General features: G+C 70.5%; 19 protein-coding genes. 9 read left to right on the forward strand and 10 right to left on the reverse strand.

What is annotated here, in order from left to right; all coding sequences use genetic code 11:
• Positions 1-7: 7 nt before the first annotated feature.
• On the reverse strand, positions 8-595 hold the full coding sequence (locus ACF06X_RS21540; protein ID WP_392288862.1) for a dihydrofolate reductase family protein: 588 nt from the start codon (positions 593-595) through the stop codon (positions 8-10).
• 126 nt (positions 596-721) lie between these two features.
• Here ACF06X_RS21540 and ACF06X_RS21545 point away from each other — a divergent pair, with 126 nt between their 5' ends.
• Positions 722-1,297: a TetR/AcrR family transcriptional regulator gene (locus ACF06X_RS21545; protein ID WP_392288863.1), complete on the forward strand. Its 576-nt coding sequence runs from the start codon at positions 722-724 to the stop codon at positions 1,295-1,297.
• Positions 1,298-1,303: 6 nt separating this feature from the next.
• Here ACF06X_RS21545 and ACF06X_RS21550 read toward each other — a convergent pair whose 3' ends face one another.
• Both ACF06X_RS21550 and ACF06X_RS21555 read right to left on the reverse strand, forming a co-directional pair.
• Positions 1,304-2,347, reverse strand: a complete 1,044-nt coding sequence (locus ACF06X_RS21550) for a family 2 encapsulin nanocompartment cargo protein polyprenyl transferase (protein WP_392289040.1) — start codon at positions 2,345-2,347, stop codon at positions 1,304-1,306.
• An 86-nt stretch (positions 2,348-2,433) separates the two neighbouring features.
• Positions 2,434-3,849 carry a family 2B encapsulin nanocompartment shell protein gene (locus ACF06X_RS21555; protein ID WP_392288864.1) on the reverse strand — a complete coding sequence of 472 codons (1,416 nt, stop codon included), beginning with the start codon at positions 3,847-3,849 and terminating at the stop codon, positions 2,434-2,436.
• Between the two features lie 265 nt (positions 3,850-4,114).
• Between ACF06X_RS21555 and ACF06X_RS21560 the strand changes: the two genes are divergently transcribed.
• Complete coding sequence (locus ACF06X_RS21560; RefSeq protein WP_392288865.1) at positions 4,115-4,705, forward strand: N-acetylmuramoyl-L-alanine amidase; 591 nt, start codon at positions 4,115-4,117, stop codon at positions 4,703-4,705.
• A 49-nt stretch (positions 4,706-4,754) separates the two neighbouring features.
• On the forward strand, positions 4,755-5,654 hold the full coding sequence (locus ACF06X_RS21565) for a 1-aminocyclopropane-1-carboxylate deaminase/D-cysteine desulfhydrase (protein ID WP_392288866.1): 900 nt from the start codon (positions 4,755-4,757) through the stop codon (positions 5,652-5,654).
• 12 nt (positions 5,655-5,666) lie between these two features.
• On the opposite strand, the gene ACF06X_RS21570 is transcribed toward ACF06X_RS21565, so the two are convergent.
• Entirely contained in the window at positions 5,667-7,265 is a 1,599-nt protein-coding gene (locus tag ACF06X_RS21570; RefSeq protein ID WP_392288867.1) for a Na+/H+ antiporter, read from the reverse strand.
• Between the two features lie 40 nt (positions 7,266-7,305).
• Here ACF06X_RS21570 and ACF06X_RS21575 point away from each other — a divergent pair, with 40 nt between their 5' ends.
• From ACF06X_RS21575 to ACF06X_RS21585, 3 genes are all read left to right on the forward strand, one after another.
• On the forward strand, positions 7,306-7,566 hold the full coding sequence (locus ACF06X_RS21575) for a UBP-type zinc finger domain-containing protein (RefSeq protein ID WP_392288868.1): 261 nt from the start codon (positions 7,306-7,308) through the stop codon (positions 7,564-7,566).
• A gap of 253 nt (positions 7,567-7,819) precedes the next feature.
• Positions 7,820-8,233, forward strand: coding sequence for an anti-sigma regulatory factor (locus ACF06X_RS21580; RefSeq protein WP_351184013.1), 414 nt, complete (start codon positions 7,820-7,822; stop codon positions 8,231-8,233).
• Positions 8,230-9,216 (forward strand): RNA polymerase sigma factor SigF, encoded by a 987-nt coding sequence (locus tag ACF06X_RS21585; protein ID WP_392288869.1) that lies wholly within the window; start codon positions 8,230-8,232, stop codon positions 9,214-9,216. Before ACF06X_RS21580 ends, ACF06X_RS21585 begins: the two co-directional genes overlap by 4 nt.
• Before the next feature lie 111 nt (positions 9,217-9,327).
• Here ACF06X_RS21585 and ACF06X_RS21590 read toward each other — a convergent pair whose 3' ends face one another.
• Positions 9,328-9,765 (reverse strand): hypothetical protein, encoded by a 438-nt coding sequence (locus ACF06X_RS21590; protein ID WP_392288870.1) that lies wholly within the window; start codon positions 9,763-9,765, stop codon positions 9,328-9,330.
• Positions 9,766-9,839: 74 nt separating this feature from the next.
• Here ACF06X_RS21590 and ACF06X_RS21595 point away from each other — a divergent pair, with 74 nt between their 5' ends.
• Together ACF06X_RS21595 and ACF06X_RS21600 are read left to right on the forward strand one after the other, a co-directional pair.
• Positions 9,840-10,808: a diacylglycerol/lipid kinase family protein gene (locus ACF06X_RS21595; protein ID WP_392288871.1), complete on the forward strand. Its 969-nt coding sequence runs from the start codon at positions 9,840-9,842 to the stop codon at positions 10,806-10,808.
• A gap of 317 nt (positions 10,809-11,125) precedes the next feature.
• Positions 11,126-11,383: a WhiB family transcriptional regulator gene (locus ACF06X_RS21600; protein WP_003953983.1), complete on the forward strand. Its 258-nt coding sequence runs from the start codon at positions 11,126-11,128 to the stop codon at positions 11,381-11,383.
• Between the two features lie 151 nt (positions 11,384-11,534).
• Here the strand turns inward: ACF06X_RS21600 and ACF06X_RS21605 are convergent, their stop codons facing one another.
• A complete protein-coding gene (locus ACF06X_RS21605; protein WP_392289041.1) occupies positions 11,535-13,001 on the reverse strand; it encodes a sensor histidine kinase in 1,467 nt (488 codons plus the stop codon).
• A 533-nt stretch (positions 13,002-13,534) separates the two neighbouring features.
• On the opposite strand from ACF06X_RS21605, the gene nagB reads away from it, so the two are divergent.
• On the forward strand, positions 13,535-14,320 hold the full coding sequence (nagB, locus tag ACF06X_RS21610) for a glucosamine-6-phosphate deaminase (RefSeq protein WP_392288872.1): 786 nt from the start codon (positions 13,535-13,537) through the stop codon (positions 14,318-14,320).
• Between the two features lie 75 nt (positions 14,321-14,395).
• On the opposite strand, the gene ACF06X_RS21615 is transcribed toward nagB, so the two are convergent.
• From ACF06X_RS21615 to ACF06X_RS21630, 4 genes are all read right to left on the reverse strand, one after another.
• Complete coding sequence (locus ACF06X_RS21615; RefSeq protein WP_392288873.1) at positions 14,396-15,910, reverse strand: glycoside hydrolase family 3 protein; 1,515 nt, start codon at positions 15,908-15,910, stop codon at positions 14,396-14,398.
• A 9-nt stretch (positions 15,911-15,919) separates the two neighbouring features.
• Positions 15,920-16,711, reverse strand: coding sequence for a carbohydrate ABC transporter permease (locus tag ACF06X_RS21620; protein ID WP_392289042.1), 792 nt, complete (start codon positions 16,709-16,711; stop codon positions 15,920-15,922).
• A gap of 98 nt (positions 16,712-16,809) precedes the next feature.
• Positions 16,810-17,817 (reverse strand): carbohydrate ABC transporter permease, encoded by a 1,008-nt coding sequence (locus ACF06X_RS21625; protein ID WP_392288874.1) that lies wholly within the window; start codon positions 17,815-17,817, stop codon positions 16,810-16,812.
• 109 nt (positions 17,818-17,926) lie between these two features.
• Positions 17,927-19,207 carry an extracellular solute-binding protein gene (locus tag ACF06X_RS21630; protein WP_392288875.1) on the reverse strand — a complete coding sequence of 427 codons (1,281 nt, stop codon included), beginning with the start codon at positions 19,205-19,207 and terminating at the stop codon, positions 17,927-17,929.
• Positions 19,208-19,464: the final 257 nt, after the last annotated feature.

Here is a 19,464-nt window from a genome sequence, read left to right on the forward strand (position 1 = left end):
CCCCTTGTCACCGCTTCCTGGTGTACGTACGGACGAGCACGCCGTTGTCGAAGGTGCGGACCGCCCCCAGCTCGAAGTCGCGGGGCTCGAAGTCGGCGCCGAACATCGGCATGCCGGAGCCGTACACCTGCGGGTACGTCTTGATGATCAGCTCGTCGATCTCGTCGATGAGCTCACCGGCGATCGTGGAGCCGCCGCAGAGCCAGATGCCCAGCGGACCGTCCTCGGCCTTGAGCTCGCGGACCCGACCGACCAGGTCGTCGGCGATCAGCTCGACGTTCGGGTCGGGCGACTCGGTCAGCGAGCGGGTCGCGACCAGCTCGCGCAGGTGGCTGTACGGGCTGGTGATGCCGACGTCCAGGCCGATCCGGTACGAGTTCAGGCCCTGGATCACGGTGTCGAAGCGCTGGTTCTCGGAGTCGGGGTCGACACCGAGCATCTCCCAGCCGTGGGCCGGGAAGGTCTCGGGGAACTCGGTCCTCATGTACTCCAGGTACTCCCCGGCCACGTACTGGTACGTGGAGGTGGCGTCGCCCTTCGGGTCACCGATGAACCCGTCGATGGTGCAGGCGACGAAATAGGTGAGCTTGCGCAAACCGGTCCTCTTCTTCTTCAGGGTGGGGCTGCGATCGCAACCACGACGGTTATAGTGCTTCACCTGTAGTGGTTGCGCAAGACCTATTTTTCGAAGAGATCCCGAAGGGGACGGAAGGAGCCCACGATGGCGAGGAATCCGGAGCGCCGGACGGCCCTGCTCGACGCCGCGATCGAGGTGCTGGCGGACGAAGGTGCCCGCGGGCTGACCTTCCGCGCGGTCGACGCGCGGGCGGGGGTGCCGACGGGCACCGCGTCCAACTACTTCGCCGACCGCGACCAGTTGCTCTCCCAGGTCGCTGACCAGATCTTCGTCCGGCTGACCCCCGAAGCGGGTTCCCTGGAGACGGCCCTGCGGCCCGAGCCCAGCCGGGAGCTGGTCGTCGAGCTGATGCGGTGGGTCGCCCGCCGGATGGCGGCCGAGCGCACCTGCTATCTCGGGCTCTTCGAACTCCGCCTGGAGGCCGCGCGCCGCCCGGAACTGCGCACCCAGCTCACCAAGGTGCTGCGCGCCGACCTCGACGAGAACATCCGCCTGCACCTCGCGTCCGGGATGCCGGGCGACGCGGACACGGTCCGGCTGCTCTACTTCGCCCTCACCGGCCTGCTGCTGGACCACTTCACGGTGCCCGGCCTCCACGACGAGCGAGCCCTGGACACCCTCATCGAGACGGTGGTCACCCGGATCGTGCCGGAGGCCTGAGCCGCTTCACCGGGTCCGACGGGTGACGAACTCCGCGAGGGCGAGCAGGTCCCCCGCCGCCGTCAGGTCCGGGACCGCGCGGGAGAGCTGCTGGACGGCCCGGGCCATCCGGTCGGCCGCCTCGGTCTGCGCCCAGTCCCGGCCGCCCGCCCGCTCGACCGCGTCCGCCGCCGCCCGTACCGCCGGGGCGTCGAGTGTCGTACGGGCGTACAGCGCGGCCAGCTCCTCCCCCGCCTCGGTCCCCGAGGCGAGCGCCGCCACCACCGGCAGCGACTTCTTGTGGGCGACGAGATCGGCGCCGGACGGCTTGCCCGTGCGCTCCGGGTCGCCCCAGATCCCGATCAGGTCGTCGATGAGCTGGAACGCGAGCCCGGCCTCCCGGCCGAACGCGTCCATCGCCGCCACCTCCTCCTCCCCCGCCCCCGCGTAGAGCGCGCCCACGGCGCAGGCGCACCCCAGCAGCGCGCCCGTCTTGGCGGTGGCCATCGCCAGGCACTCGTCCAGCGAGACCTCGTGCGGGCCGCGCCGCTCGAACGCGCAGTCCGCCTGCTGGCCGGCGCAGAGTTCGATGACACACGCGGCGAGCCGGGCCGAGGCGGCGGCCGATGCCGGGTGGCCGTCCTCGGCGAGCAGCCGCAGGGCGAGCGCGAGCATCGCGTCTCCCGCGACCAGCGCGTCCGGGACACCGAACACCTTCCAAGCCGTCGGCCGGTGACGGCGGGTCGGGTCCTCGTCCACGATGTCGTCGTGGAGCAGGGTGAAGTTGTGCGCCAGCTCCACGGCGGCGGCCGCCCGGATCGCCGGTGTGGGATCACCGCCGAGCGCGCGGGTGGCGGCGAGCACGAGGGCGGGCCGGATCGCCTTGCCCGCCTGCCCCGCGGCCGGGGAGCCGTCGGCCTGCTCCCAGCCGAAGTGGTACATCGCCACTCTCCGTATGGAGCCCGGCAACGACTCGACGGTCGAACGCAGTTGGGGATGGACGACGGTCCGTGTCTGGTCGAGGAGCGCCACGGCACTCCGACTGTCGGCAGTGGCGTCCGCACGGGTCATGGTCACGGTCTTCCCTCCTTGTTCGCTCGGCGCGGGGTGGGCGGGGCGGGGGCCGGTCCGGGGCCCCCGCCGTGGCTCGCCGGGGGTCAGTGCCAGCGGCTGACCTCCACGTTCTCGAGGACACCGAGGGCGTCCGGGACGAGCACCGCCGCCGAGTAGTAGGCCGTGACCAGGTAGGAGATGATCGCCTGCTCGTCGATACCCATGAAGCGGACGGACAGGCTCGGCTCGATCTCGTCCGGGATCCCGGTCTGGTGCAGGCCGATCACGCCCTGCTCGGACTCGCCCGTACGCATGCAGATGATCGAGGTGGTCCGGGTGTCCGAGATCGGGATCTTGTTGCACGGATAGATCGGCACACCGCGCCAGGTGGGGATCCGGTTGCCGTTGATCTCGATGGACTCGGGGACCAGGCCGCGCCGGTTGCACTCGCGCCCGAAGGCGGCGATGGCGCGGGGGTGGGCGAGGAACATCTTGGAGCCCCGGCGGCGGGAGAGCAGCTCGTCCATGTCGTCCGGGCTGGGCACGCCGTCGTGGGGCTGGAGCCGCTGTCCGTAGTCGCAGTTGGAGAGAAGGCCGAACTCCCGGTTGTTGATCAGCTCGTGCTCCTGGCGCTCGCGCAGCGCCTCGACCGTGAGCCGCAACTGCTGCTCGGTCTGGTTCATCGGCTGGTTGTAGAGGTCGGCGACCCGGCTGTGGACCTTCAGCACGGTCTGCGCGACGGACAGTTCGTACTCGCGCGGCGAGGCGTCGTAGTCCACGTACGTGTGCGGGACGACCGCCTCGCCGACATGACCGGCGGAGAGGTCGATCGCCGCCTCGCCGTACTTGTTGGTGCGCTGGTGGGGCAGCGCGGCGAAGCTCGCGAGGTGGGCGCCGAGCGAGGTCGCCCGCTCCGCGAGGTTCCGTACGTCGTCCCGGGTGAGTTCGAGGACCGTACAGGCGGTGGCCGCCCGGGCGGTCCACTCCCAGGTGGCGCCGTCCCGCGTCAGCGAACTGTCGCCGAAGTAGGAGCCGTCGGCGAGGACGCCGATGATCGCCTCGTCGCCGTACGGCCCCTCACCGATCTGCTCGACCTTTCCGTGGGCGAGCAGGTGGACCCGGTCGGTGGGCTCGCCGGCGGTGGCGATGACCTCTCCGGCGGCGTACTGCCGCTGGACGCAGCGCGACGCCAGCTCGGCGAGGGCCTCCTCGTCCTCGTAACCCCGCAGGGCGGGGAGTTCGCCGAGCTCCGCGGGGATGACCGCGACCCGCTCACCGGTCTGCACGAACGTGACGCGGCCGTCACCCACGGAGTAGCTGAGCCTCCGGTTCACCCGGTACGTGCCGCCCTGCACCTGGACCCACGGCAGCATCCGCAGCAGCCACCGGGAGGTGATCTCCTGCATCTGCGGGGCCGACTTGGTGGTGGTCGCCAGGTTCCGCGCGGCGGCGGTACCGAGACTCTGCTGCGGGCCTGCCTGTTCCGCGCGGACCTCGTCGCCAACCGAACCAACGGACATGGAACTCCCTCTCGATATGCCTGAGCTGCGAGAGGAAGCCTTTCAGCACGGAGAGTGCGGGCGCCATTACACAAATGAGTGGGAGTGGATCACCGCCGAGTGGGCATGTCACCCGGTTTCCACTCGAACAGCGCAGCCATTTCGGCCCCGTTGGCGCAATGTCCGGATCGGCTCGCACACGGCCCGAACGGATGGCTGGGAGCGCACCCCTCCGGTACTCCGGTGAGAGCGTCCCTCCCGTTCCGCTTGTCCGAAGGAGTCGGCCATGGCCGCACCCATGCCCGCGAGCAGGTTCCTCGCCGCCCTGCGCGACGAGGGCCTCTCGGTCGTCGAGGTAGGCGACTGGCGTACGCACAACCGCAACCACAAGGGCCCCTGGGGCCCCGTCCACGGCGTGATGATCCATCACACCGTCACCCGGGGCACCGCGAACACCGTCCGTATCTGCCGCGACGGCTACGCGTCGCTGCCCGGCCCGCTCTGTCACGGCGTGATCACCAAGGACGGCACCGTCCACCTGGTCGGCTACGGCCGCGCGAACCACGCGGGGGCCGGCGACGACGAGGTGCTGCGGGCGGTCATCGCCGAGCAGGGCCTCCCGCCGGACAACGAGGCCACCACGGACGGCAACCGTCACTTCTACGGCTTCGAGTGCGAGAACCTCGGGAACGGCGAGGATCCGTGGCCGAAGGTCCAGCTGGAGGCCATCGAGAAGGCCGCGGCCGCGGTCTGCCGGGTGCACGGCTGGAACCATCGCTCGGTGATCGGCCACCTGGAGTGGCAGCCGGGGAAGGTGGACCCGCGCGGCTTCACGATGTCCTCGATGCGGAAGCGGATCGCCGAGCGACTGCGCTAGGGGGTGTCCGGCGGGGCCCCCTGGGCCGTGTCCGCGCGACAATGGCCGGGTGAACGCGTTCGACCTCGCACTTTCCCGGCTGCGGCCCCGGCTCCCGTCCCCCTTGGAGCCGGTCGAGGACAAACGTCTCACCCGGCGCGGTCTGCGGCTGCTGCTCAAGCGCGACGACCTGATCCACCCGGAGCTGCCAGGCAACAAGTGGCGCAAGCTGGCGCTGAATCTGCGCGCGGCCGACGGCCGGCCGGTGCTCACCTTCGGCGGCGCGTACTCCCACCACCTGCGCGCGACCGCCGCCGCCGGCCGGCTGCTCGGCTTCGACACGATCGGGGTCGTCCGGGGGGACGAGCTGGCCGGGCGGCCGCTGAACCCCTCGCTGGCGGCGTGCGCGGCGGACGGGATGCGGCTGGTGTTCGTGGACCGGGCGACGTACCGGGCGAAGAACGACCCCGAGGTGCTGGCCCCGTTGCTCGCCCAGTCCCCTCCGGGGACGTACGTCGTGCCCGAGGGCGGCAGCAACACGCTCGCCGTCCAAGGGTGCGTGGAGCTGGGCAGGGAGCTCTCCGGCGCCGCCGACGTCGTCATGGTCGCATGCGGCACGGGCGGCACCCTCGCGGGCCTGGCGGCCGGTCTGGACGCCGGGCAGCGGGCTTTGGGCGTCCCGGTCCTCAAGGGCGGCTTCCTGGGCGCGGAGATCCGCGCGCTCCAGACGGCGGCCTTCGGCGGCCCGCGGGGCGCCTGGTCCCTCGACGAGCGCTTCCACTGCGGTGGGTACGCCCGTACGACGCCGGCCCTGGAGGCGTTCGCCCAGGACTTCGAGGCGCGGCATGGACTCGCCATCGAGCGACTGTATGTCGCCAAAATGCTCTACGGACTTGTCGCCCTGGCACAGGAGGGCGCCTTCGCCCCGGGGACCCGGATCGCGGCGGTGATCACCGGCTCCCGGTCCTGACGGCGGGGCGCCTCAGGAGGTCTCCTCGCGGTAGGCCGCCGCCTCCTCCAGGTCCAGGCGGCGCAGCAGGGTGCGCATCATCTCGTCGTCGATCCGGCGCTCGTCGCGGAGCCGGACGAAGACCTCCCGCTCGGCCTCGATCATCTCCCGCGCGAGCCGCCGGTAGGTGTCGTCGGCCGTCTCCCCGGTGATGCGGTTGACGGCGCCGAGCCGCTCCCACACCGCGTTGCGGCGCCGCTCCAGGACGGTGCGGAGCCGGTCGGCCAGCGGCTGCGGAAGGGCGTTGCGCTCGTCGGCGAGGAGCGCCTCCAGGCGTTCCTCGGCGGCCCTGGATGCCTCGCTCTGGGCCTGCGCCTCGGCCAGGGTCTCCTCGTGGGTGTCGCGGCCGGGGAGCTTCAGGAGCCGGATCAGCGGCGGCAGGGTGAGGCCCTGCACCACCAGGGTCCCGATCACGGTCGTGAAGGTGAGGAAGAGAACGAGGTTGCGCGCGGGGAACTCGACGCCGTCGGTGGCCACCGGGATCGAGAAGGCGATCGCGAGGGAGACCACGCCCCGCATGCCGGCCCAGCCGACGACGACCGGCGCCTTCCAGTTCACGCCCGGTTCGCGGCGCCGGATGCGTTCCGACATCGCGCGCGGCAGGAAGGTGGCCGGGAAGACCCAGACGAACCGGACGACGACCACGGCCACGAAGACGCCCACCGCGTACCAGATGGCCTCGCCGATCCCGTACCGCCCGAGCCCCTGGACGACGTACGGCAGCTGGAGTCCGATGAGGGCGAAGACCGAGGACTCCAGGATGAAGGCGACCATCTTCCAGACGGCCTCCTCCTGGAGGCGGGTGGCGAAGTCCACCTGCCAGTTGCGGTGTCCGAGGAAGAGGCCGACGACGACCACCGCGAGGACGCCGGAGGCGCCGACCTCCTCGGCGGCGGCGTAGGCGACGAAGGGGATGAGCAGCGAGAGGGTGTTCTGGAGCAGGGCCTGGCCGTCCAGGCGGCAGCGCAGCCAGTGGATGGGCACCATGAGCACGAGTCCGACGCCGATCCCGCCGACCGCCGCGAGGGCGAACTCACCGATCCCGCCCGCCCAGCTGACGCCCTCCCCGACCGCCGCGGCGAGCGCGACCTTGTAGGCGGTGATCGCGGTGGCGTCGTTCACCAGGGACTCGCCCTGGAGGATGGTGGTGATGCGGTTCGGCAGCCCGAGCTTGCGGGCGATCGCGGTCGCCGCGACGGCGTCCGGCGGCGCGACCACGGCGCCGAGCACGAGCGCGGCGGTCAGCGGCAGGTCCGGGACGAGGACGTACGCGAGCCAGCCGACCGCCACCGTGGCGAACAGGACGTAGCCGACGGAGAGCAGGGCGACCGGCCGGACGTTGGCCCGCAGATCGAGGTACGAGGAGTCCACCGCGGCCGAGTGGAGGAGCGGCGGAAGGATCAGCGGCAGCACGATGTGCGGATCGAGCGTGTAGTCGGGGACGCCCGGGACGTACGAGGCGGCGAGTCCGGCCGCCACCAGGAGCAGCGGCGCGGGCACCGGGGTTCTCCGGGCGGCCCCCGCCACCGCGGCGCTCGCCGCGACCAGTGCCACCAACTGCAGTGCGTCCATGCCCGGTCCCCGTCTCGGTCCACCACGTAACCTGGCCATCATGAGCGAGTGCCCTCACGTCGCCGAAATGCCGCGCCCCGAACCGGCGCCGCTGACGGACACCTGTCCTGAGTGCCTGTCCGCCGGCACCCACCCCGTCCAGCTGCGGCTCTGCCTCAGCTGTGGGCACGTGGGGTGCTGCGACTCGTCGTCGGGACGGCACGCCACGGGGCACTTCTCGACCACGGGACACCCGGTGATGCGGACCTTCGAGCCGGGGGAACGCTGGCGCTGGTGCTTCGTGGACGGTTCGATCGTCTGAGGTGTGGGTACGTCACCCCTCCGCGGGGCCGCCGACCGCCGCGGATTTGGGCCTCGCAGACCCCTAGCCACTGTGTGTACTCATGGACTTACCATGAGTGACAGCGGGGTGGGGTCCCCACCGGGGCCCACGGCGACACGGCGGCATGGATCGCGATAGCGTCACGGCGGATCGCGCAACCGACTGCGTACCGCCCGGTTCGGGGGCTTTCTCCCCGGGCCCCGAATGAGCTTGTGCCACCTTGGAGGTGAGGGTGTCCCAGATCGCAGGCGAGCCCGGGACCCAGGACTTCGTGGAAGTCCGGCTGCCCGCTGCGGGTGCCTACCTGTCCGTGCTGCGTACGGCCACGGCCGGTCTCGCGGCGCGCTTGGACTTCACCCTCGACGAGATCGAGGACTTGCGGATCGCGGTCGACGAGGCCTGCGCGATCCTGCTCCAGCAGGCCGTGCCGGGGTCCGTACTCAGCTGTGTCTTCCGCCTGGTCGAAGACTCGCTCGACGTCACGGTCTCGGCCCCGACGACGGACGGCCGGGCGCCGGAGCGGGACACCTTCGCGTGGACCGTGCTCTCGGCGCTGGCCGGGAAGGTCGAGTCCTCCGTGGCGGACGACCGCACGGTCTCCATCAGCCTGTACAAACAGCGCGGCGCGGGGCCAGGCCCGGCGTGAGGAGCGGGGACGCGACGGCCGGCATCCCTGAGCAGCAGGCGCGGCCGCATCCGGAGGTCGAGGTCGAGGTCGCTACGGAGCAGGCGGTCCAGATGAGCGAGCACGAGCAGCACAACGATGCCCCCGAGATCTCCCGGACACCCGAGGGCCATGAGGCCCATGAGGGCTCCGGGACCTCAGGGACGCCCGAGGCCCCGGAGGCGTCCGAGCCGCAGGAGGCTCCGGATCCGCATGACCGGAGCGGTGCGCGGGCGCTCTTCATCGAGCTGCGCAAGCTGCCCGAGGGCTCCCCGGAGAAGGCGGAGCTGCGCAATCGGCTGGTACGGATGCACCTGCCGCTGGTCGAGCACCTGGCCCGGCGCTTCCGCAACCGCGGCGAGCCGCTCGACGACCTGACGCAGGTCGCGACGATCGGTCTGATCAAGTCGGTGGACCGGTTCGACCCGGAGCGGGGCGTCGAGTTCTCGACGTACGCGACCCCGACGGTCGTCGGCGAGATCAAGCGCCACTTCCGGGACAAGGGCTGGGCGGTCAGGGTGCCGCGTCGGCTGCAGGAGCTGCGGCTCTCGCTGACGACCGCGACGGCCGAACTCTCCCAGCAGCACGGCCGCTCCCCGACGGTGCACGAGCTGGCGGAGCGCCTGGGCATCTCGGAGGAGGAGGTCCTGGAGGGTCTGGAGTCGGCGAACGCCTACTCGACGCTCTCCCTGGACGTCCCGGACACGGACGACGAGTCCCCGGCGGTCGCGGACACGCTGGGCGCGGAGGACGAGGCCCTGGAGGGGGTCGAGTACCGCGAGTCGCTCAAGCCGCTCCTGGAGGACCTGCCGCCGCGGGAGAAGCGGATCCTGCTGCTGCGCTTCTTCGGCAACATGACCCAGTCGCAGATCGCCCAGGAGGTCGGCATCTCCCAGATGCACGTCTCCCGTCTGCTGGCCCGCACGCTGGCCCAGCTCCGGGAGAAGCTCCTCGTCGAGGAGTGACGAGGAGCGACGAGGAGAGCGGGGGCGGAGGAGGGACGGCCATAGGCCTCGCCCTACCCCCGCACCCCGCTTCCATGCCTCGCGTCCACGCCTCGCGTCCGTGCCGCGCGTCTACGCCTCGCCGCGACGGCCGATGCCCAGGGCCTCGGTCGTCGCAGGGTTCACCAGGAGCACCAGGCCGGTCACGGCGAGGGCCGCGAGGGCGATGCCCGCCGGGATCAGCCCGCTGTTCGCCTGGAGGAGCTGCCAGGCGACCGGCAGGGCCAGGATCTGGGTGATGATCGCCGGGCCGCGGCTCCACGCCTTGCGCCGCAGCAGTCCGCGCGCCGCCGCGCCGGGGATCAGTCCGAGGGCGACCAGCGTCGCGCCGGCCGTGACGGCCTGGGTCAGATCGTCCGGTTCGCCGGTGATTCCGGTCACGAGGACGTACAGGCCTCCGGCCACCAGCGCCAGCGCCTCGATCCCGGCGACCGCGGCCGCCGCGGTCAGACGGGCGGGGCGGGAGGTCTCCTCGGCGGGCTGCTCGGCGGTCTGTTCCGTACTGCTCATACCTGGCAGGGTAGCGGGGCCCGGCGGCCCCACCCCTCTGGGCCCGGTACCACCGGGTAGGTACGCTGGCGGCCATGCGCGCACTTCTCGTGGTCAATCCGGCAGCAACCACCACCAGTGCCCGCACGCGTGATGTCCTCATCCACGCACTCGCGAGCGAGATGAAGCTGGAGGCCGTCACCACCGAGTACCGCGGTCACGCCCGCGACCTCGGCCGACGGGCCGCCGAGTCGAAGGACGTCGAGCTCGTGGTCGCCCTCGGCGGGGACGGCACCGTCAACGAGGTGGTCAACGGACTCCTCCACGGCGGCCCGGACCCCGACCGGCTGCCCGGGCTCGCGGTCGTCCCCGGCGGCTCCACGAACGTCTTCGCCCGGGCGCTCGGCCTGCCGAACGACGCGGTGGAGGCGACCGGAGCACTCCTGGACGCCCTGCGTGAGCGCCGTGCACGCACCGTGAGCCTCGGCCTGGCGTCGGGGACCCCCGGCACCGAGGACGAGGCGGTGCCGGCCCGCTGGTTCACCTTCTGCGCCGGCTTCGGGTTCGACGCCGGTGTGATCGGGCGGGTCGAACAGCAGAGGGAGCGCGGCAAGAGATCCACGCACGCCCTCTACCTCCGTCAGGTGGTCCGCCAGTTCCTGGAGGAACCGCACCGGCGGCGCGGCACGATCACCCTGGAGCGCCCCGGCGCGGACCCGGTCGAGGACCTGGTCCTGTCGATAATCTGCAACACCTCCCCCTGGACCTACCTGGGCAATCGCCCGGTGTACGCGTCCCCGGAGGCCTCCTTCGAGACCGCCCTGGACGTCCTCGGACTGAGCCGGCTCTCGACCGCCGCGGTGGCCCGGTACGCCACCCAGCTGCTGACCTCGACCCCCGAGCGCGGACCCCGGGGCAAGCACGCGGCCTCTCTGCACGATCTGACCGACTTCACCTTGCATTCGAAGGTTCCCCTCCCCCTGCAGATGGACGGAGACCACCTTGGACTGCGTACGAGCGTGACGTTCACAGGCGTACGCCGTGCACTGCGTGTGATTGTGTGAGCGGAAGGGCCGAAAGTCCTTTCACTCGAACGTTTAGGCTGCCATCCACCCCTAAGAAGTACGGCTGTGACCTAGCCGACACCGAGGAATCAAAAAAAACTTTCCTGAAGGGGTTGTATCCGCCGCCGAGGTTTGCGAATCTCTTCATGGCGATCGGGACGGCCCGCAACACCGGCCTCCACTGAGAGCCAGAACCCCTCCTCAGTCCAAGGACCACACCAGTTCATCTGGCAGTCGGCCCTTCCCTTGCGGGGGGATTCGTGAAAGCGTTCACATTCACAAGCAACCCGCACGTAATACCAAGAGAGGTAGCAGCCATGGACTGGCGTCACAACGCCGTTTGTCGTGAGGAAGACCCCGAGCTGTTCTTCCCCATCGGCAACACCGGTCCTGCGCTGCTGCAGATCGAGGAAGCCAAGGCCGTCTGCCGCCGCTGCCCCGTCATGGAGCAGTGCCTGCAGTGGGCGCTCGAGTCCGGCCAGGACTCCGGCGTCTGGGGTGGCCTCAGCGAGGACGAGCGCCGTGCCATGAAGCGCCGCGCCGCTCGCAACCGGGCGCGCAACGCCAGCGCCTGAACACCCTGACAAGCCTGAGGCAAGCGGCGCGCACATCGCGTGCGTCATCACCGCCCCCGAGCCGCAGCGCGCAGCAGTAAACCCACAGCATTCGAGCCCCGGACCGATCTCCTTCGGTCCGGGGCTCGCTGCTGTCTTCCGTCCTGTACGGCTACTTCTGGTGCTGTACGGGGATGTCGAGGACGACCTTGGTGCCGCGCCCGGCGCCCGGCAGCATGTCGAAGCTGCCGCCCAACTCGCCCTCCACCAGCGTCCGCACGATCTGCAGCCCCAGGTTCCCGGCGCGCTGCGGGTCGAAGCCCTCGGGCAGGCCGCCGCCGTCATCCTGGACCGTGATCAACAGCCGGGCGTCGGCGCGGGGTTCGCCGCGGACGGCCGTGACCTCCACCGTCCCCTGCTCCCCCGGCGCGAAGGCGTGCTCCAGGGCGTTCTGGAGGATCTCGGTGAGGACCATCGACAGCGGGGTGGCGACCTCGGCGTCGAGGATGCCGAAGCGGCCGTTGCGCCGGCAGGTGACCTTGCCGGGCGAGATCTCGGCGACCATCGCGATCACCCGGTCGGCGATCTCGTCGAACTCGACCCGTTCGTCCAGGTTCTGAGACAGCGTCTCATGGACGATCGCGATGGAACCGACCCTGCGCACCGCCTCGTTGAGGGCCTCGCGCCCCTGGTCGGAGTCCATCCGGCGGGCCTGGAGGCGCAGCAGCGCGGCCACCGTCTGGAGGTTGTTCTTCACCCGGTGGTGGATCTCCCGGATGGTGGCGTCCTTGGTGATCAACTCTCGCTCGCGGCGGCGCAGTTCCGTGACGTCACGGAGCAGGACGAGCGAACCGATGCGGGTCCCCTTGGGCTTGAGCGGGATCGCGCGCAGCTGGATGACACCGCCGTTGCCCTCGACCTCCGCCTCGCGGGGCGCGTATCCGGAGGCCAGTTTCACCAGGGCCTCGTCGACCGGGCCGCGGGAGGGCGCGAGTTCGGCGGTGATCTGGCCGAGGTGCTGGCCCACCAGGTCGGCGGCGAGGCCGAGCCGGTGGTAGGCGGAGAGGGCGTTGGGCGAGGCGTACTGGACGATGCCGTCGGCGTCGAGACGGATCAGGCCGTCGCCGGCGCGCGGCGAGGAGTCCATGTCGACCACCTCGCCGGGGAAGGGGAAGGCGCCGGCGGCGATCATCTGGGCCAGGTCGGAGGCGGACTGGAGGTAGGTGAGCTCCAGCCGGCTCGGGGTCCGTACCGTCAGCAGGTTGGTGTTGCGGGCGATGACGCCGAGGACACGGCCCTCCCTGCGGACGGGGATGGACTCGACCCGTACCGGAACCTCCTCGCGCCACTCGGGGTCGCCCTCGCGCACGATCCGGCCCTCGTCGAGGGCGGCGTCGAGCAGCGGACGGCGGCCGCGCGGGACCAGGTGGCCGACCATGTCGTCCTGGTAGGAGGTCGGGCCGGTGTTGGGCCGCATCTGGGCGACGGAGACGTAGCGGGTGCCGTCCAGGGTCGGGACCCACAGGACGAGGTCCGCGAAGGAGAGGTCGGAGAGCAGCTGCCACTCCGAGACCAGCAGGTGGAGCCACTCGAGGTCGGACTCACTCAGAGCGGTGTGCTGGCGTACGAGGTCGTTCATGGAGGGCACAGATGCGAGCGTACCCGCGGAATCGGGGGGCGCTGCACCTGGATCTCAGGGCGTTCGTGTTGGAGGATGGACCGGGAAGCACGCCGGTCGCATGGATGGACTTACCGAATGGTCTAGTCCACAATGGCCGAGCAGCATCCCATCATGACCTCCGCCCTCCCCGCACAGGAGGGTGGACGAGGTACCCGGCGCTCTCTGCCCTGACTGCGCCGAGACCTCCCAATAACGGCCGCGGGACCGCACACCCCCGGCCGGGCAAGCTCCGGGCTGCGGTGCCGGACGGGTTGAGGGTCCCGTCAGGCGCCGCGGCCCGCGGGTGTTTCCGGGGCCTGTCGGCCTGCGGATCGCTGTCGCGAGAGGCTCCCCCCACCCGATGCCGAGTGGCCCCCGGGGTGGTCGCGGCCGACGATGGAAAGGTCCGGATCCGGCTCTCGGACGGACCTGAGCGGGAGCCCCTTCCTCTGCTAGATTTCGCTATGATTGGTCTATACCACCAGGCCCCTCACACGATCGGCAGGCACAGCGTGGAAGTTGTCATCGTCCCGGACGCCACGGCAGGCGGCGCGCTCATCGCCGACGGCATCGCCGGCCTCCTGCGCCGCAAGCCCGACGCGCTGCTCGGCGTGGCCACCGGATCGACACCGCTGCCCATCTACGAGGCCCTGATCGCGCAGGTCGAGGCCGGCGCCCTGGACGCCTCGCGGGCGCGGATCGCGCAGCTGGACGAGTACGTCGGGCTGCCCGCCGGGCACCCGGAGTCGTACCGCTCCACCGTGCTGCGCCAGGTCGTCGAGCCGCTCGGGCTCTCTCCGGAGGCCTTCATGGGCCCCGACGGTTCGGCCGAGGACGTCCAGGCCGCCTGCGAGGCCTACGACCGGGCCCTGCGGGACGCCGGCGGTGTGGACCTGCAGATCCTGGGCATCGGGACCGACGGGCACATCGGCTTCAACGAGCCGTGCTCCTCGCTCGCCTCCCGGACCCGGATCAAGACGCTCACCGAACAGACCCGGGTCGACAACGCCCGCTTCTTCGACGACGACATCGAGCAGGTGCCGCACCACGTCATCACCCAGGGCATCGGCACCATACTGGAGGCCCGCCACCTGGTCCTCCTGGCCACCGGCGAGGGCAAGGCCGACGCCGTGGCCCAGACCGTCGAGGGCCCGGTCGCCGCGCTCGTACCGGCCTCCGCGCTCCAGCTGCACCCGCACGCCACGGTCGTGGTGGACGAGGCGGCCGCGTCCAAGCTGAAGCTGGCGGACTACTTCCGCCACACCTTCGCGAACAAGCCCGCCTGGCAGGGCATCTAAGGGCCTTACGGGAAGAGTTACGGAAAGAGGGGCCCGGCACCTGTTCAGGTGCCGGGCCCCTCCCCGTAACGGCTGTCAGACGCCGGCGATGGCCTCCGCCGCGGCCCGGCCGCAGACCCGCGCCGCGCCGTGCGTGGCGATGTGCAGCGCGCCGCGGGGCTCCGAGCCGTTCAGGCCCATCTCGACCACCACGGTGTCCGGGCGGACCGCGAGCAGGGCGTCCAGGGCCTCGGTCATCCACGGGTGCCGGTGGGCGTCCCGTACCACCGCCACGATCCGGCGCTCGCCCGCGGCGGCGAGCACCGCGTCCACCGAGGAGGTGTCGTACGAGCCCGTCGCGGTGCCGGGCAGCAGCCGCTCCAGCTCCGCCGCGACGCCCCACGGCGTCTCGTCGCCGACCGCGAAGTTGACGACCGGAGTGAAGGCCGCGACATAGGGAGCGCCGGTCATCGGCGTGTGCCGCTCCCCCGTCGTCACCGTCAGGGCCCGGCGGGCCGCCACGAGCCCGATCTCGGTGCCGGGCGCGGTCCCCTCCTGCACTGCCGCGCCCGGCTCCGACTTAGCCCCCCTGACCCGGTGCGCCTGGGTCCAGGACGCCAGGGCGCGCACGCGCGCCGCCGCGTCGGCCAGCCGCTCCTCGGGCAGTTCGCCGGTCCGTACCGCGTCGACCAGCGCGTCGCGCAGTCGCAGTACGGTGTCCTCGTCGGCCAGCCCGCCGCCGACGCAGATGGCGTCGGCGCCCGCGGCGATCGCGAGGACGGATCCGCGCTCGATGCCGTACGCCGACGCGATGGCCCGCATCTCCATGCCATCGGTGACGATCAGCCCCTCGAAGCCCAGCTCCTGGCGGAGCAGACCGGTGAGGATCTGCGGGCTCAGGGTGGCCGGACGATCGGGGTCGAGCGCGGAGAGCAGAATATGCGCGCTCATGACCGCTTTGGTACCCGCGGCGATCGCGGCGCGGAAAGGTACCAGCTCACGGGCGTGCAGTGTGTCGAGGTCCACATCGATCCGGGGCAGCGCGTGGTGCGAGTCCACGTTGGTGTCGCCGTGTCCGGGGAAGTGCTTGGTGCAGGCGGCGACGCCGACGGCCTGGAGCCCCTCGACGTACGCCACGGTGTGCCGGGCGACCAGTTCCGGGTCGGCGCCGAAGGACCGGACGCCGATGACCGGGTTCTCGGCGTTGGAGTTCACGTCCGCCGAGGGCGCCCAGTTGAAGTCGACCCCGCACTCGGCGAGCCGGCGGCCGAGCTCCCGGGCGACGGCCCGGGTGAGATCCACGTCGTCGACCGAGCCGAGCACGTGGTTGCCGGGGAACGAGGAGCCGTGCCGGACCTCCAGGCGCGTGACGTCCCCGCCCTCCTCGTCGATGGCGACCAGGACGTCGTCCCCCTCGGCCCGCAGCCGCGCGGTGAGCGCGGCGAGCTGCTCGGGCGAGACGATGTTCCGGCCGAAGAGGCCCACGGAGGAGAGGCCCTCGCCGATCCTGCGCAGCAGCCAGTCGGGGGCGGTCGTGCCGGTGAAGCCGGGCTGGAGGACCGTGAGCGCGTCACGGGTCAGGGTTTGGGAGCCGCGTACGAGAGTCGTCATGGGGCTGCGTTATCCCTTCACCGCGCCGGCGGTGAGGCCCGCCGCCATCTTGCGCTGGACAAGGAGGAAGAGGATCACGATGGGGACGGCCATCATGGTCGAGCCGGCCATCATCGGGGCGTACTCGGTGCCGTTCTTGGTGATGAAGTTGGAGAGCCAGACGGTGGCCGTCTGGTTCTGCTGGCTCATCAGCATCAGGGCGTAGAGGTACTCGTTCCACGCCTGGATGAAGGCGTAGACGGACGTGGCGACCATGCCCGGGGCGAGCAGCGGGAAGACGACCCGGACGAAGGCGCCGGTGCGGGTGCAGCCGTCGACCATGGCCGCCTCCTCCAGCTCCTTCGGGATGTTGACGATGAAGCCGCGGAGCGTCCAGACCGTGAAGGGGAGGACGAAGGTCAGGTACGTGATGACGAGGCCGCTGAGCCTGTCGTACTGGCCGAGGTCGTTGAGCAGCAGGAAGACCGGGATGATCATCGCGACGAGCGGGACCATCTGGACGGCGAGGATGCCGACGATGACGATCTTGCGGCCGCGGAAGGCGAAGCGGGAGATGGCGAGCGCCGCCAGCATGCCCACGATGATCCCGATGACGACCACGACGCTCGAGACGACGAAGCTGCGGAGGACGGGTCCCCAGAAGTCCGCGATCTCCAGGGCCCGCTTGAAGTTCTCCAGCGTGAAGGTGGAGGGGAAGAAGTGCGGGTCCGGGTCGATGGCGTCCTTGGCCGGCTTGAAGGCCGTGTTCACCATCCAGTAGACCGGGAAGCCGGCCGTGACGAAGACGAGCAGTCCCAGCAGGTTCCAGCCGAGCTTGGACGGGCGCCGCCGGGTGACGGCGGGCGGCGCGGTTCGCGCGGGTGTGGGCTGCGCGGTCGTGGTCCGCGCGGTCGCGGTGCTCACTCCACATCTCCGATCTTGAGCATCTGGCGCATGTAGACGGCGACGACGCCGAGCAGCAGGACGACCGTGACGAGCGCGATCGCCGAGCCGGTGCCGTAGTCGTTGACGACGAACGCCCGGTCGAAGGAGTACGTGGTCAGGAGCTGGAACTCGGCCTCGGGATGGCCGTTGCGCATCACGTACACCTGCGGGAAGACGCCCATGTCCCAGATCACCGACAGCGTGGTCAGCATGACGATGATCGGCTTGAGGATCGGCAGGGTGACGAAGCGGAAGACGCCCCAGGCTCCGGCGCCGTCGAGGCGGGCGGCCTCCTCGAGCTCCTTGGGCACCTGCGTGAGGCCGGCGCTCAGGGTGATCACGACGAAGGGCACGGCGCCCCAGACGACGAGCAGCATGATCACGGCGAGGCCCTGGGGGCCGCTGGCGAACCAGTTGTGACCGATCATGTCGACGCCGGGCAGCCTGCTCAACAGCCAGTTGAGCACGCCGTAGTCGGCGTCGAAGAGCCACTTGAAGATGGCGGTGGCGACGATGATGGGCATGCCCCAGCTCGCCACGAGCACGATGTTGACGAGGGCCTTGACCCAGCCGGAGACCTTCTGGAGCAGCAGCGCGATCAGCATGCCGAGGACCATGGTGAGGATCACCGCCCCCGCGGTGAAGATCACGGTCCGCAGGGCGACGGTCCAGAACTCGGTGTCCCCGAGGATCTTCGAGAAGTTCTCGAAGCCGGCCGACTCGGCCTCCTGGAAGCCCCAGAGCTGCGGCTGGCCGAACTTCTGGAAGGAGAGGGTGACCAGGCGCACCAGCGGATAGCCGAGTACGAGGAGCAGGACGAGCAGGCAGGGCGCGAGCAGCAGCCAGGGGATCCCGCCCCCGCCTCCGCCGACACCCGTGGACGGCTTCTTCCCGGGTCTCCCGGGGGTCCCGGCTCCGGAGCCGGACGATGGCGATTGCCGCACCGGCGGCACCTTCGCGGTGGTTGTGTCTGCGGCACTCATCCCGTGCTCCTCAGCGGTCCCTCTCGTGCATACGGGCGGCAGGGCCCCGTCATCACGCCCTGTTCCGAGGCTCGGTTCTCCTCAGGGACGACGGGGCCCTGCCCACAGGTCACTTGGTGTTGATGACCTTGTCGATCGCGGCGTCCGCGTCCTTGGCGGCGGCCTCGACCGACTTCTTGCCGTTGGCGATGTCGATCAGCATCGTCTTGAGGGTCTGCGCCTTCTCGACCTGGCCCCAGCCGGGGGCGGTCGGCACGAACCAGCTGGACTCGGCCGCGGTGGCCGCGACGGTGGTCGCCGGGTCGGCCTTCAGCGGGGCGAGGTCCGCCTTGTTGTTGGGCAGGTTGCCCTTGGCGACGAGGCCCTTCTGGCCCTCGGCGCCGGTGAAGGCGGCGATCCACTCCGCCGCGACGCCCTGCGCCTTGGACTTGACCGGGATGGCCAGGTCCGAACCGCCGAGGAAGACGGGGAGGTTCTTGCCGGACGGGCCGGGCATCACGAAGTTCTCGAGCTTGTCCTTCAGCCCGCCGACCTTGTCGGTCTTCGGGTCGGCGGCGGTGGCGCCCTCCCAGCCGGCGGCGAACATGGTGGCGGCGTTGCCCTGGCCGAAGACGACCGGGCGGTCGGACTCGTCCTTGGTCTTGTCGCCGTGCATGTACTTTTCGACGATGTTCTTGTACTCGGTGAGGCCCTTGATGGACTCCGGCGAGGACAGGTTCGCCTTCCAGGTCTCGCCGTTCTGCTCGGCGATGGAGCCGCCGGCGTCGTAGACGAAGGACATCGCGGCGTACCAGTCCGGCGACGGCTGGTACCAGGCGCTGAACTTGTCGCCCTTCTTCTTCTGGATGGCGTCGAGCGCGGCGGTCAGCTCGGCCCAGGTCTTCGGGGCGGCCTTGACGCCGGCCTCGGCGGCGATGTCCTTGCGCCAGGTGCCCACGCGGCCACCGGCGTAGTAGGGGACGCCGTAGGTCTTGCCGTTGTAGGTGACCGAGTCCTTGAGGGCGTCGAGCCACTTGTCCGAGTTCTCGAACTTCGACGCGTCGACCTCGGCGAAGGCGCCCTTGGCCATGTAGCTGATCATCTCGGTGTTGCCCATCTCGACAACATCCGGAGCCTTGTCCGTGGCGAGCACCGCGTCGAGCTTGGTGTTCTTGTCCGGCCAGCCGTAGTACTCGTGGTTGATCTTGATGCCCGGGTGCTTCTTGGTCACCGCGTCGTCGGCGGCCTTGACCAGCTCGGGCCAGTTGTTCTGGGCGTCCACCGTCAGCCAGACGGTGATCTCCTTGACGTCGCCTCCGGCCGAGTCCCCACCCTTGCCGGAACCGCCACACGCAGCGATGCTGATCATCATGCCCGCGACGCCGATCGCCGCGATGAGCTTGCGCTTCACGCCACCCTCCTCAGGGATGCCTGCAACCCCTGCCCACCGCGCGAAGACATACGCCGAGTAAAGCTCGTTGGGGCTGGGACCTGGTCTTTAATGGTTTAGACCAGTACCCGGAGCTTGGCCTAGACCTTTAGGGGTGTCAAGGGTGTATAAGAAGGGCAGTCGCGTCCGTTATCGGACCGACACCTGAGGGAGGGCGACGACCCGTGACCGGTCCGTGCCACCATGTGAGCCGCGACAGACGGAGGAGCCGGTGACGG

Origin of the sequence: Streptomyces sp. NPDC015346, assembly GCF_043078785.1 — a bacterium.
Classification (GTDB): domain Bacteria; phylum Actinomycetota; class Actinomycetes; order Streptomycetales; family Streptomycetaceae; genus Streptomyces.